Source organism: Pseudoalteromonas sp. DL-6 (genome assembly GCF_004328665.1).
In the GTDB taxonomy this organism is placed as follows: Bacteria; Pseudomonadota; Gammaproteobacteria; order Enterobacterales; family Alteromonadaceae; genus Pseudoalteromonas.
The window spans coordinates 1,771,146-1,783,863 of sequence record NZ_CP019770.1 but is presented as its reverse complement, the minus strand read 5'-3'; the positions used below and the strand labels follow the sequence as shown (position 1 = coordinate 1,783,863).

14 protein-coding genes are annotated in these 12,718 nt (G+C 41.6%); 7 read left to right on the top strand and 7 right to left on the bottom strand.

The genetic code is table 11. The annotated features are described in order from the left end of the window. Window positions 1-53 precede the first annotated feature (53 nt). A complete protein-coding gene (locus B1F84_RS08230; protein ID WP_131691132.1) occupies window positions 54-695 on the bottom strand; it encodes a CPBP family intramembrane glutamic endopeptidase in 642 nt (213 codons plus the stop codon). A gap of 231 nt (window positions 696-926) precedes the next feature. On the opposite strand from B1F84_RS08230, the gene B1F84_RS08225 reads away from it, so the two are divergent. Together B1F84_RS08225 and B1F84_RS08220 are read left to right on the top strand one after the other, a co-directional pair. Then, window positions 927-1,196 (top strand): HU family DNA-binding protein, encoded by a 270-nt coding sequence (locus tag B1F84_RS08225; RefSeq protein WP_131691131.1) that lies wholly within the window; start codon window positions 927-929, stop codon window positions 1,194-1,196. Between the two features lie 222 nt (window positions 1,197-1,418). Further along, on the top strand, window positions 1,419-1,997 hold the full coding sequence (locus tag B1F84_RS08220; protein WP_131691130.1) for a type 1 glutamine amidotransferase domain-containing protein: 579 nt from the start codon (window positions 1,419-1,421) through the stop codon (window positions 1,995-1,997). A gap of 61 nt (window positions 1,998-2,058) precedes the next feature. Here B1F84_RS08220 and trpA read toward each other — a convergent pair whose 3' ends face one another. From trpA to B1F84_RS08190, 6 genes are read right to left on the bottom strand one after another with little or no spacing between them, the layout of a single operon-like run. Continuing rightward, window positions 2,059-2,880, bottom strand: coding sequence for a tryptophan synthase subunit alpha (gene trpA, locus B1F84_RS08215; RefSeq protein ID WP_131691129.1), 822 nt, complete (start codon window positions 2,878-2,880; stop codon window positions 2,059-2,061). After that, the gene (gene trpB / locus B1F84_RS08210) at window positions 2,877-4,061 is read right to left on the bottom strand and encodes a tryptophan synthase subunit beta (RefSeq protein ID WP_076918693.1); all 1,185 of its coding nucleotides are present in this window, start codon (window positions 4,059-4,061) and stop codon (window positions 2,877-2,879) included. The genes trpA and trpB overlap by 4 nt, the downstream gene beginning before the upstream one ends. Before the next feature lie 7 nt (window positions 4,062-4,068). Then, window positions 4,069-5,433, bottom strand: a complete 1,365-nt coding sequence (trpCF, locus tag B1F84_RS08205) for a bifunctional indole-3-glycerol-phosphate synthase TrpC/phosphoribosylanthranilate isomerase TrpF (protein WP_131691128.1) — start codon at window positions 5,431-5,433, stop codon at window positions 4,069-4,071. Then, entirely contained in the window at window positions 5,426-6,463 is a 1,038-nt protein-coding gene (gene trpD, locus B1F84_RS08200) for an anthranilate phosphoribosyltransferase (RefSeq protein ID WP_131691127.1), read from the bottom strand. Before trpD ends, trpCF begins: the two co-directional genes overlap by 8 nt. A 10-nt stretch (window positions 6,464-6,473) precedes the next feature. Next, window positions 6,474-7,076 carry an aminodeoxychorismate/anthranilate synthase component II gene (locus tag B1F84_RS08195; RefSeq protein ID WP_131691126.1) on the bottom strand — a complete coding sequence of 201 codons (603 nt, stop codon included), beginning with the start codon at window positions 7,074-7,076 and terminating at the stop codon, window positions 6,474-6,476. Window position 7,077: 1 nt separating this feature from the next. Beyond that, window positions 7,078-8,646, bottom strand: coding sequence for an anthranilate synthase component 1 (locus tag B1F84_RS08190; RefSeq protein ID WP_131691125.1), 1,569 nt, complete (start codon window positions 8,644-8,646; stop codon window positions 7,078-7,080). Between the two features lie 445 nt (window positions 8,647-9,091). On the opposite strand from B1F84_RS08190, the gene B1F84_RS08185 reads away from it, so the two are divergent. From B1F84_RS08185 to B1F84_RS08165, 5 genes are all read left to right on the top strand, one after another. Further along, window positions 9,092-9,946 (top strand): PHP domain-containing protein, encoded by an 855-nt coding sequence (locus B1F84_RS08185; protein ID WP_131691124.1) that lies wholly within the window; start codon window positions 9,092-9,094, stop codon window positions 9,944-9,946. Next, complete coding sequence (locus B1F84_RS08180; RefSeq protein WP_010390225.1) at window positions 9,943-10,563, top strand: L-threonylcarbamoyladenylate synthase; 621 nt, start codon at window positions 9,943-9,945, stop codon at window positions 10,561-10,563. Before B1F84_RS08185 ends, B1F84_RS08180 begins: the two co-directional genes overlap by 4 nt. 2 nt (window positions 10,564-10,565) lie before the next feature. Further along, on the top strand, window positions 10,566-11,405 hold the full coding sequence (locus B1F84_RS08175) for a ScpA family protein (protein WP_131691123.1): 840 nt from the start codon (window positions 10,566-10,568) through the stop codon (window positions 11,403-11,405). Window positions 11,406-11,557: 152 nt separating this feature from the next. Further along, the gene (locus B1F84_RS08170) at window positions 11,558-12,109 is read left to right on the top strand and encodes a cytochrome b (RefSeq protein ID WP_131691122.1); all 552 of its coding nucleotides are present in this window, start codon (window positions 11,558-11,560) and stop codon (window positions 12,107-12,109) included. A gap of 1 nt (window position 12,110) precedes the next feature. After that, window positions 12,111-12,692: a YceI family protein gene (locus tag B1F84_RS08165; protein ID WP_131691121.1), complete on the top strand. Its 582-nt coding sequence runs from the start codon at window positions 12,111-12,113 to the stop codon at window positions 12,690-12,692. Window positions 12,693-12,718 lie beyond the last annotated feature (26 nt).

The window sequence follows — 12,718 nt, the reverse complement described above, 5'->3', positions numbered from 1 at the left end:
TTTAAGCTAAATTTATTAAGCCGCGCTTGTCGCGGCTTTTTTATTGCTTTTCGTTAATTCAGTGCACCAGAGTCTAAATAGTCACCCATTCCTAGGGTAAACATCCATATGCCCCATAAACTGTGCTCAAGAACACAGGCAAAGGTTGAGCGGCTTTGTGCGTAGGTATAAGCAAATAGTAACCCGCCTATAAACGATAAACTTACTGCAACCCAATTAGCGTAAACAATATGTGCCAGTGCAAATACACTCGCACTGACAATAATGCGTAGCCATTTACTGGGCATAATGCGTTTATAACGATGAAAAAAGTAGGTTCTAAATATTAATTCTTGCGGGATCACCGACAATAAAGGGTAGAGCAGTAATAGCATCAGCCAGTCGGCGAGGTTTTCTCGAGGTAAAGTAAACCAGTGTCCTTGGTAAAGTAAGTTGTAAAATACCCCCGAAAATAACGCGCCAATAAAGAAAAAGCTAAACATACGGCGCTTCACAGCAGAAAACTGCCCCAAGCTAGTTAATCTAAAACGTTTAAAGTGAGTGTCGTTTAGTAGCAACATACAACACACACTCATGAGGATGATCAGTGCCGGAATAAGCCAGTTAGATAAATATTGGCGAATATTAAAGCCAATTAAAGGCAGAATAATAAAAATAAAGGCAAATTCAAACCAGCGATATTGATTAGCGTTCACGTTTGCTCACGGTGATTTTTATCTCACCCTAGCAAACGATTAAGTCATCTTTATGACCATAAAACAGCCAAGCTGATTATATTTAAACCCACTGACTCTTACTAAGGCTCTTAGCCCTCGGTTAAGGTTGACTTACCCCCTTGCAACCCTTAGCCTGCCTGCTTTTATTTTTACATCATTGTATTGCCACTCTAATGGGTTTAAGCCTAGGCGTGTATTTAGGAGCAAAAAATGAATAAAGCAGAACTGGTTGCAGCCATTGCGGATGCGAGTGAATTAACAAAAAAAGACGCACAAGCTGCGTTAACCAGCTTACAAAAAGTGATTACAAAGTCATTGTCTGAAGGCGATCAGGTACAAATATCAGGCTTTGGCACTTTTGCACTAAGCTATTACCCAGCGCGTACTGGTCGTAATCCACAAACTGGTGAAACGATTGAAATACAAGGGGCTAATAAAGCCGTATTTAAACCAGCAAAAGCGCTAAAAGAGCGTCTTTAATTTAAAATTTTAATGCCTGTAAGTTCGCTTCTCCCCTAAAAGCCAACATTTAGCTTACAGGCTCTTTGCTTTATTACCTTTGTCTGTAGTATCTGCAATCAGTGTAAATAATTTACATTGCTTGCTTATTCATTTTTATAAAAACTTATTATATTCAGCGTGTTATATTTGGTATGTGATATGCAAATACAGTTATGTATTGAATGAAATAAGGAGTATTTAATGAGTAACTTACATAACAGTAATCGTTTACAAGGTAAGAAAATTGCCATTTTAGCCGCCGATGGATTTGAGCAAAGCGAGTTACTCTCGCCACAGGCTGCATTACTTGAGGCGGGCGCCGATATAGAGGTTGTTTCTATTAAAGAAGGGCAGATCACCGCATGGGATGAAGACAAGTGGGGTGAAAAAGTTGCTGTTGATAAATTAGCAGCCAATGCAAATGCCGCCGATTACGATGCGCTTTTACTACCTGGTGGTTTGTTTAACCCCGATAGCTTACGCCAAGACTCGGACGCTAAGGCATTTGTAAACGGCTTTTTTGGGGCAAAGAAAAACAAACCCGTTGCCGCTATATGTCATGCGCCGTGGTTACTCGCTGAAATTAATAAGCTCAGAGACAAAAAGGTTACTTCGTATCCTAGTATTAAAAGCGATTTAATTAATGCGGGTGCTAACTGGGTTGACCAAGAGGTTTGTGTTGATCAAGGCTTAGTGACTAGCCGCAGCCCTGCAGATTTAGACGCGTTTAATGCTAAATTTATTGAAGAGATCCTTGAAGGTAAGCATCAAGCGCATTAAGTTAGCGCTACAAAAAAAGGGCATGTTACATGCCCTTTTTTAGTGGTTAAAAAATCGTTGATTAAAGCGCTGTTGCGGCTTTCATCTCGCTTACAAATGTTTTTAGCTGTGATGTCATCGCGTCTAAATCATTTAAGTTTGCTTCAATGATTTTTACGACTGCAGAGCCTGAAATTGCCCCCGCAGCACCGGCTTTAAGCGCGGCTTTTACATCATCAGGTGTTGAAATACCAAAACCTAATAATGCAGGCGCACTGTGGTACTCTTGCAGGCGTGTAACCACATGGGTTGCAGGCATTTGTGCTTTAGTATCGGTGCCTGTTACCCCTGCACGAGACAGTAAGTAGGTATAGCCGCGACCGTACGATGCACACTCACGTAGCGTATCGTCACTGGCGTTCGGCGTGGCGATAAAAATTGGGTCTATACCATTGGCCATGGCGGCTTTTCTAAACATTTTCGACTCGTGCAATGGCACATCAGCCACCAAAATAGAGTCAACGCCTACTGCTTTTGCATCAGTGTAAAATTTTTCTAAGCCACGTTTAAATATTAAGTTTGAATACAACAATAAGCCAATTGGAATATCGGCATTGTACTGGCGTATTTCTTTAATAATATCAAAACAATCTTGTGTATTAATGTGTACATCTAAAGCACGAATATTGGCCTGTTGAATAACAGGGCCGTCGGCAATCGGATCTGAAAACGGAATACCCAATTCCAGTCCGTCAGCGCCGCCATCGATTAAGCTTTTAATAATTTCGATGCTTTGCGCTTTACCTGGATCGCCAATGGTTACAAACGGTACGAAAGCACCCTGGTGTTGCTCTTTAAGCGCGGCAAACATTTTTCCGTAACGGTCAGTTTTTACTTGGCTCATAGTTGACCTTCCTCTGATAATACCTTGTGTACGTGGGCTAAATCTTTATCGCCACGACCACTTAAATTAATAACAATAATACTGTCCTGCGTTTGCTCTTCTGCATATTCGAGGGCGTAGGCTAGCGCATGACTTGATTCAAGCGCAGGAATAATCCCTTCGTGTTTAGCCAATGCTTGAAAGGCATCAAGTGCTTTGGTGTCGGTAATACCTACATATTGAGCACGGCCCGTTTCGTGTAAAAAGGCATGTTGTGGCCCTACAGCAGGGTAATCTAGTCCCGCCGATACAGAGTAAGACTCTTCAATTTGACCATCTGTATTTTGCATAATATAAGTGTAAGTACCGTGCAAAATACCTTTTGTTCCCTTACAGATGGTTGCGCCATGCTCGTGCGTGTCTAACCCTTTACCTGCAGGTTCAACGCCAATAAGCTTAACGCTTGGCTCATCAATAAAATCGGTAAACATACCAATGGCGTTTGACCCACCGCCTACACACGCAATAACCGCATCAGGCAAACGGCCTTCGGCTTTAAGTACTTGTTGTTTTGCTTCTTCACCAATTATTTTTTGATATTCACGTACAATAGTCGGGAATGGGTGAGGACCCGCGGCTGTACCTAAAAGGTAATGAGCGTCTTGATAATTTGCTGACCAGTCACGTAATGCTTCATTAACCGCATCTTTTAATGTGCCCGAGCCTGCCGTTACTGGAATAACTTCAGCGCCCATGAGTTTCATTCTAAATACGTTTGGCTGCTGGCGTTCAACATCTTTTGCACCCATGTAAATACGGCATTTTAAGCCAAGCAATGCACAGGCAAGTGCAGTGGCTACACCATGTTGGCCGGCGCCGGTTTCTGCTATGACTTCTTTTTTACCCATGCGTTTGGTAAGCAGTGCTTGGCCTAATACTTGGTTTGTTTTGTGCGCACCACCGTGTAGTAAATCTTCACGCTTTAAGTACAGTTTTACTTTTGGGTTTTTAACTAAGTTACGCGTTAGCGTAAGCGGCGTAGGGCGACCCGCATACTCGTTAAGTAATTTACTTAGCTCTGCCTGAAACTCAGGATCTTTTTGTGCTTTATTAAATTCGTTTTCTAACTGCTTAAGCGCAGGGACAAGCAGTTCCGGTACAAACATACCGCCAAACTCGCCAAAATAAGCTGGATTTTGCATTTTAACCTCAATAATTTCTGATACTTGTAAAAGCATGATGTAGTTTGTTTGCACACTTTTTCCCTGGAGACTCTTCAACACCTGAATTTAAATCAAGTCCAAGAGCACCTTGAAAAAGTGCATCGCTAATATTGTCTGGGTTTAAGCCGCCAGCAAGCATAAAGGGGGTCGTAGCATCGCGAAGCACTGACCAATCGAATGTTTTGCCTGTGCCGCCAGCCTGTGAATCACTGTGGGTGTCGTATAAATGGCGATCTGCGCCTGCAACAGGTTGTGGTAAAACATCTTTTATCGCCTGTGCTTTCCAAATTTCACAATTACGTGGTAATTCATTACGTAACGACGCAATGTATTGTTCATCTTCTTGGCCATGTAATTGAACGGCTGATAATTTAAGTTGTTTAACGTGTTCAGCCACGTCAGATATAGCGGCATTAACAAATACACCGACAAATTTTAAAGGCGCACTTTGGCTGATTTCTTTGGCGCAATCTAAATCGACAAAGCGGGGGGATTTAGGGTAAAAAATCAGCCCGCCATACACAGCGCCATTGTTATAGGCTGCCATAGCGTCTTGATTACGGGTTAAGCCGCACACTTTGTTCTCGCCTAATATTACGCGGCGGCATGCTTGTAATAAATCAGCTTCAGCCATTAATGAGCTGCCAATTAAAAAGCCATTGCATAAAGGGGCTAAGCGTTTTACATCTTGATGGGTGTAAATACCTGACTCAGAAATAACCACTTTATTACTAGGAATAAGCTTACGTAGTCGTTCTGTAGTGGCTAAGTCGGTGCTTAAGTCTCGCAAATCGCGATTATTGATGCCAATTATTTGCGCATCAAGTGCCAGCGCACGGTGCACTTCTGCTTCGTTACTTACCTCAGTTAATACTGACATATTTAACGAGTCGGCCACGGCATGCAGTGCTTTATATTGCTGATCGTCAAGCACTGATAGCATCAGTAAAATAGCGTCGCCGCCATATATACGTGCCATATAAACTTGGTACTCATCAATAAAAAAGTCTTTACAAATAAGCGGCTGTTCTACTTGGCTGCGCACAAATTCAAGGTAATCAAAACTGCCTTGAAAGTACTTTTCGTCAGTTAGTACACTCATACAAGTGGCATATTGCTTATACGCTTGGGTGATTTCTGTTAAATCAAATGGCTGACGAATCAACCCCTTAGAGGGCGATGCTTTTTTGCATTCTAAAATAAACTGTGTGCCTGGCGCTGCCAGAGCTTTGTAAAAACTACGCTCTGTTGGTTTGGCTTGATGTTTAAAGCTCTCCAGCGGCCGCACCGCCTTACGCTCAATGAGTTCTATTTTTTTATCAGCAATAATTTTATCTAATACATTAGCCATGACTTACCTCAATAATTGCATTTAGTGTGTCCATGGCCTTGCCTGAACGTAATAAAGAGTGTGTGATTTGCGCACCTTGTTTTAACGATTGTGCTTGGCCGGTTAAGTACAGCAATGCGGCTACATTAACAACAATAGCAGCGTTGTGTGCCTCAGTGCCTTTACCTTGTAAAATAGCAAGGCTGGCGTTTGCATTGTATTGTGGGCCTTCACCGGCTAATTGTTCAAGTGAATAGTTTGCAAGGTCAAAATCACTTGGGTTGAGTGTGTACTGGGTGATTTTGCCATTATTAAGCTCTACAACCTGTGTTGAGCCATGTAAGGCGATTTCGTCAGTACCAGAGCCGTGTACTATCATAGCGCGTTTAGTGCCTAGAGTATTAAGCGTTTGTGCCATAGGCATGCATAAAGACTCATCGTACACGCCCAGTAATTGCACCTCAGGAGCGGCTGGATTAGCCAGTGGCCCAAGAATATTAAAAATAGTTCGGGTTTTTAAACTGGTACGCACGTTCATCGCATGACGCACACCACTGTGGTAGTGCGGTGCAAATAAAAAGGTAAAACTTGTGCTCTCTAAACAACGGGCAGCGACCTCTGGGGTCATATCGATATTGATCCCCAGTGCTTTGAGCAAGTCAGCAGACCCTGAATTACTCGACACGCTGCGATTGCCATGTTTTACCATATTAATACCAGCTGCTGCCGCTACAATCGCGGCGGTGGTACTAATATTTATAGTGTTTGAACCATCGCCACCAGTACCGCAACTATCAGCAAGTTGCGTTTTATTAGTGATAAAGGGAACGGCATTTTCACGCATTGAAGCGGCCGCACCGGCAATCTCATCGCTTACTTCACCTTTCATTTTAAGGCCAATAAGCAGCGCAGAGAGTTCAATATCGCTCATATTGCCTTGCATAATTTGGTCAAACAGCTCTTTTGCTTGTGCGTAACTAAGTGACTGCTTTGCAATAATATGCTCAATAGCGTGTTGAACATTAAGCGGGCTGTGTAATTGATTAGTCATAATGTTCCTTTTATTTGGCACGTGTTAAATAAGCAACGCTTTGTTGCAGTAGCATTGCGCCATTGGGCGTTAAAATTGACTCTGGGTGGAATTGATAGCCCAGTGCATTGTCTTGATGATGATAAATAGCCATTGGTATATCTTGATACTTGGCAATAACAGCTAAGTTATCAGGTACTTTTGTTGCCATTAATGAGTGATAACGTGCCACCGGCATAGTGCTACCCATGCCGTAAAATACAGGGTGATCATTTAATTCTATGATTGATGACTTACCATGTACGGTTTCACCAGCATGACCGATTACTCCGCCATAACTTTGTGTTAGCGCTTGTTGACCTAAACAAATACCAAGCATTGGAAATTGACCCTTACACAGGTTAATTAACTCCATAAGGCAGCCTGCATCGCTAGGCGCACCAGGACCTGGTGATAATACCAGCAGTACTTGTCCACGCTCTGCCTGCATTTTTTCGAATATGACCTCTGCGCTAATGTTGTTTCGGTAAACCACTAGCTCAGCCCCAAGCATTGTTAGCTCATCGACAAGGTTGTAGCTAAATGAGTCAAAGTTATCTAAAAAGTAAATTTTAATAGGGTGTGCTTCACTCATTTTATACTGCCTTATACGTCGATTTAATTGCGGTGATCACCGCTTGGGCTTTAGCGCGCGTTTCGTTTGCCTCTGACATTGGGTCTGAATCAAATACAACCCCAGCACCGGCCTGCACATAAGCAATATTATTTTTAACAAAGGCGGCACGAATAACAATACAGCTGTCCATGGCACCGTCACCAGTTAAATAACCAACCGCGCCACCATAGCTACCGCGACGTTTGCCTTCTGTTTTACGCACTAATTCTGCCGCACGTACTTTGGGTGCACCCACTAAGGTACCCATGTTCATACAGGCTTGATAAGCATGCAGGGCATCTAGTTCTGGTTTTAATGTTCCAACTACGCGTGATACTAAATGCATTACTTGTGAATAGCGGTCTACTTTTAATAGCTCTTTGGCATGGCGAGTACCAGGCACGCTAATACGAGCAACGTCGTTACGTGCTAAATCAACCAGCATTAAGTGCTCGGCACGTTCTTTTTGATCGTTTCTGAGCTCAAGTTCAATACGGCTATCTAAATCGGGGTTAATTTGTCCATTTGCAAACTTACCCCGTGGACGAGTACCTGCAATCGGATAAACCTCAACTTGTTGAGACTTAACCTCATACTTAAGCGCAGACTCTGGAGAAGCGCCAAATAATGAGAAATCCTCATCACGCATGTAAAACATGTACGGGCTTGGGTTTTGCTTTTTAAGCTGGCTATAAGCATGTAATGAGTCAGGGCACGGCAATGAGAAAGTGCGAGAGGGCACCACTTGAAAGATATCGCCATCAACTATGTGTTGTTTAAGCTTAATCACTTGCTGGCAGTATTGCTCATCACTAATATCAACATTTACAGGGCAATCACCCGTTTGACTTGGGGCACTAAAATCTGCGGCGTGGTCGCACAATGTATTTAGGCGTTCTAATTGTTTGCCCACTTCAAAACAGTTTGCGTGAACATCTGGGCCATTAAACACATTGCCAATTAACTCGGTTGTTTGTTTTTGATGATCAATAACAACCAGTGTTTCTGCTAAATAAAATACGTAGTCTGGACAGGTGTTTTCACCGTCGGGTACATCGGTTAGTTGTTCAAAGTTAGCCACCATGTCGTAGGCAAATACGCCGCCTAAAAACACTGAGAACGGATTGTCAGTGGTGCTTTTAATACTATTTAAACAAGTGCGTAGTGCACTAAAAGCGTTATCTGCAATCAGTTTGCTAGCTTGGTCAATGGTGTCATCGGCTGGGTGATACTCAAGTGTGAGTGTGGTATCGGTTAACTGTGAAGCGCAGTTTTGTACATTAGCTTGCAAATAGTTAAGTAGTTGTTGGCCGTTGTTTGATTGTGCACTGATGCTCACTTGGTTGCCTTGGCAAACAATACGTAATGCACAATCAACCAGTATTAAGCTTTTTACGCTATCTTTTGAATCTATCTCTGCAGATTCAAGCAATAGTGAGTTAGGTTTATCAAGTGCCGCATACAAGGCAAGTGGGCTACTTATGTAGTCTCTTACTTGCGTTATGCTGGTCACTTCACCTGGTGTTGTTGTTATATGACTAAAAATCAAACCTCATCCCCTAAAAAAATAAAACCCCGCAATGCTAAGCAGTGCGGGGTTTGAATAACGATGTCTAAATTATAGATAGACCATTACCGTCCCGCTATGCCAGGCGCCACCACCAATGATGTGTAAGAGTGTTTACGTTATTCATGTTTTTAATTCCTGTTAATCTTGTATTGCAAAATTTAGTGATAAAAAAACCCGCATGGGTAGCGGGTTAGAATTTTTTGTTTAGACACGACAATTCATCACCCTTTGTTTTAAGAGTGCCACCACCAAATGATGTTTTGAATTGTATTTTTCATTGTTATTTATTCTTTAATGTCTAAAAGTGGCTACAGTAAAACGTATCAACTGCTTTTGTGTCAAGTGTTTATTTAAAACAATTTCGTTAAAAAACTTGTTATACTGTGTGAAACACCCTTAAACCATTAATTAAAGTAGTTTCCATTTGATAAAATACGACTTACATAGCCATACAACGCACTCAGACGGGCACTTAACGGTTGAGGAATTATTAGCGCGAGCAGTCGATAAAAAAATTGATGTATTTGCCATTACCGACCACGACACTGTGGCGGCAATTGAGCCTGCGCAGGCTTTTATCAAACGCGAAAACTTGCCGCTTAAACTGATTAATGGGGTTGAAATATCAACTAAATGGGAGAGTTTTGAAATTCATATTGTTGGGCTAAATATTGATACCAATGATAGCACTTTGCATACATTACTCACCGAGCAACAGCAAAAGCGCGAAACCCGTGCAATTGAAATAGGCCACCGATTAACTAAAAATGGCTTTGAAGGTATTTATCAACAAGCCCGCGAGCTGGCTGAAAATGCGCAAATTACTCGCGCTCACTTTGCCCGAGCCTTAATTGCGCGAGGTGTGGCTAAAAACTTTCCTGGGGTATTTAAAAAGTATCTAGGACGAGGAAAAACCGGTTACGTACCGAGTAACTGGTGTGATATGCAAACAGCAATTAAAGCGATTCATGCCGCCGGTGGAGTGGCTGTTTTAGCGCACCCAAGTAGCTACAAAATGTCGAATAAATGGTTGCGTAAACTACTCGTGGAATTTAAATCAGTGGGCGGTGACGCAATGGAAGTTGCCCAACCCCAACAGGCCCCGAGTGAGCGTCAGTTTTTAGGCTTATTGAGTCAAAAATACGATTTGCTTTGCTCTCAAGGCTCTGATTTTCATTTTCCGACTAGTTATTTAGAACTTGGAAAAAATTTATACTTACCTAAAGATTGCCAAGGGGTTTGGCAAACATGGGAAAAGCACGAAGGAGTTGCATTATGAGTCAATTATTTCATATACATCCGGATAACCCACAGCCTAGACTAATCTCTCAAGCTGTTGATATTATTAAGCAAGGCGGCGTAGTTGTGTACCCAACAGATTCGGGATATGCGATTGGCTGTAATTTAGGTAACAAACAAGCTAAAGAGCGCATAGAGCGTATTCGCGGCATTGAAAAACACCATAATTTTACTTTAGTATGCCGCGATTTGTCTGAGCTTTCTACTTATGCTCGGGTAGATAACCAAATGTTTAGGCTGATCAAAAATAATACCCCGGGGCCTTATACGTTTATTTTTAAAGGCACAAAAGAAGTACCTAAACGCTTATTAAACGATAAGAAAAAAACCATAGGTATTCGTGTTATTGAACACCCAATTGCTTGTGCGTTACTTGCGGAATTGGGTGAGCCATTAATGTCATGCTCACTTATTTTACCGGGTGATGAATACACGCAAGCGGACCCCGATGACATTTTGGATCGTCTAGATAAGCATGTCGATTTAATTATTCATGGCGGATACCTCACAGAGCAAGCAACCACGGTAATTGATTTATCAGAAGACGATATTCAAATTTTACGTGTCGGCTGCGGTGATACGGCTCCATTTGAATAACAATGAAACAGCCTGAGACGGTTTCGTTAATACCTACAGATAGGCCAGTGCAGCAAAAGCTGCCACTGGCATTTTTGCATGGTAAAGCCGTTGTTGATAAGCCTGAAGATTTATATATTCCCCCTGATGCGCTTGAAGTTATTTTAGAAACTTTTGAAGGCCCGTTAGATCTGTTGCTTTATTTAATTAAAAAGCACAAGTTAGATGTTCTCGAATTATCAATATTTAGCATTACTGAGCAGTATGTAAAATATGTAGAAATGATGAGTGAGTTTCAGTTAGAACTTGCTGGCGAATATCTTGTAATGGCAGCATTGCTGGCGCAGATTAAGTCGCGGCTGTTACTGCCAGTGCATGAAGAATTAGAAGAAGAGGAAGATCCCCGCGCCGAACTTATAAAACGTCTACAAGAGTATGAACAATTTAAAAAAGCGGCCGAAAATATAGATACTTTACCCCGCGTTGGTCGCGATATATTTATCGCCAATGCAACTTTCCCAGAGTTAGAAGAAAAAAAAGATCCCTTACCTGAACTGGCAATCAAAGATCTATTGTTAGCGCTAAGCGACGTAATGGCACGTGCTAAAACATTTCAGCATCATTTAATTAGCGCAGAAACCCTATCAACTCGTGAACGTATGAGTTTAATTTTACACACACTATCCCAAGCAAAAGCACCTGTTGCGTTTACCCAACTGTTTACCTTTGAAGAGGGCCGCAGTGGAGTTGTTGTTAGTTTTATTGCCATGTTAGAACTAATCAAAGAGGGCTTAATTGCGTGCTTGCAAGTTGAGTCTGATAGCCAAATATATGTGTCTCTTAACGAGTCAGCAGAAAGTTAACCTTCCTTAGATTTATTGCAATTATACTAAATTTACTGCCTTTTCTGTGCGTATACGCACGGTGAGTGTTTGCATATGCTATTTTAATCGCCACTGATCCACTATATCGTAGTGTTATAACTAGATTAGAGATTGGCAATAGGCAATAAGCAATGATTAAAAATTCAAAAACCGGTTATGGTCTGGTGGCAATACTTTTGCACTGGTTAATGGCGCTGACCATCTTTGGTTTGTTTGGTTTAGGTTTATATATGGTTGAGCTAACTTACTACGATAGCTGGTACAAAGGCTCATTAGATTTACATAAAAGCATAGGGCTAAGTTTAGCCGCTGTATTTGTTTTTAGACTGTTATGGCGTCGTTTTAATGTAAAACCTAGCCCTATTGGTACCAACACACAATTAAACCAGCTGGCACAAACAGCACATATTTTAATGTATTTGTTTTTAGTGATCATTATGGTGTCTGGGTATTTAATTTCTACTGCTGATGGACGACCAATCGAAGTGTTTGGCTTGTTTTATGTGAAAGCCATCGACTTTGCTTTTGATTCTCAGGCGGATATAGCAGGGCAGATCCATTATTACAGTGCATGCTTACTGATAGGGTTTGTGGTGCTGCATATTTTGGGTGCGTTAAAACACCATTTTATTGATAAAGATAAAACATTAATCAGAATGATCAAATTACAAAAGGAAGCTTAAAATGAAAAAGTTATTATTAACTTCAGCGTTATCAGCAGCGATGTTTATGACGGCTACCCATGCCAACGCTGCAGATTATGTTATTGATACCAAAGGAGCACATGCCTTTGTTAATTTTAAAATTAAACATTTAGGTTACAGCTGGTTGCATGGGCGCTTTAACACCTTTGATGGACAGTTTAACTACGATGCTAAAAACCCAAACGCATCTCAAATCAGTGTAAATATTGATACGGCGAGCCTGGATTCAAACCATGCTGAACGAGATAAACATTTGCGCGGTGATGATTTTTTAAACGTAAGTAAATACCCGCAGGCGAGCTTTAAAAGCACTGCAATTAAGTTTGATCAAGACGGTGAAGAAGCAACAGTAACCGGTGAGTTTACCCTTCATGGTGTTACAAAGACAATTAGCTTTGAAATAGATAAAATTGGTGAAGGTCAAGATCCATGGGGTGGTTACCGTGTTGGTTTTGAAGGTGAAACCAGCTTAAAGTTGGCCGACTATGGTATTGATTACGACTTAGGCCCTGCGTCAACGCATGTTGATATTGGGTTATTTATTGAAGGTATTCGTCAATAATACCGTTTTATAGTTAAAGCTAAGCG

Excerpts from the sequence above, each read along its gene's own strand:
- B1F84_RS08225 (WP_131691131.1), top strand. The coding sequence starts at position 927 with ATGAATAAAGCAGAACTGGTTGCAGCCATTGCGGATGCGAGTGAATTA.
- B1F84_RS08220 (WP_131691130.1), top strand. The coding sequence starts at position 1,419 with ATGAGTAACTTACATAACAGTAATCGTTTACAAGGTAAGAAAATTGCC.
- trpA (WP_131691129.1), bottom strand. The coding sequence starts at position 2,880 with ATGAGCCAAGTAAAAACTGACCGTTACGGAAAAATGTTTGCCGCGCTT.
- trpB (WP_076918693.1), bottom strand. The coding sequence starts at position 4,061 with ATGCAAAATCCAGCTTATTTTGGCGAGTTTGGCGGTATGTTTGTACCG.
- trpCF (WP_131691128.1), bottom strand. The coding sequence starts at position 5,433 with ATGGCTAATGTATTAGATAAAATTATTGCTGATAAAAAAATAGAACTC.
- trpD (WP_131691127.1), bottom strand. The coding sequence starts at position 6,463 with ATGACTAATCAATTACACAGCCCGCTTAATGTTCAACACGCTATTGAG.
- B1F84_RS08195 (WP_131691126.1), bottom strand. The coding sequence starts at position 7,076 with ATGAGTGAAGCACACCCTATTAAAATTTACTTTTTAGATAACTTTGAC.
- B1F84_RS08180 (WP_010390225.1), top strand. The coding sequence starts at position 9,943 with ATGAGTCAATTATTTCATATACATCCGGATAACCCACAGCCTAGACTA.
- B1F84_RS08175 (WP_131691123.1), top strand. The coding sequence starts at position 10,566 with ATGAAACAGCCTGAGACGGTTTCGTTAATACCTACAGATAGGCCAGTG.
- B1F84_RS08170 (WP_131691122.1), top strand. The coding sequence starts at position 11,558 with ATGATTAAAAATTCAAAAACCGGTTATGGTCTGGTGGCAATACTTTTG.
- B1F84_RS08165 (WP_131691121.1), top strand. The coding sequence starts at position 12,111 with ATGAAAAAGTTATTATTAACTTCAGCGTTATCAGCAGCGATGTTTATG.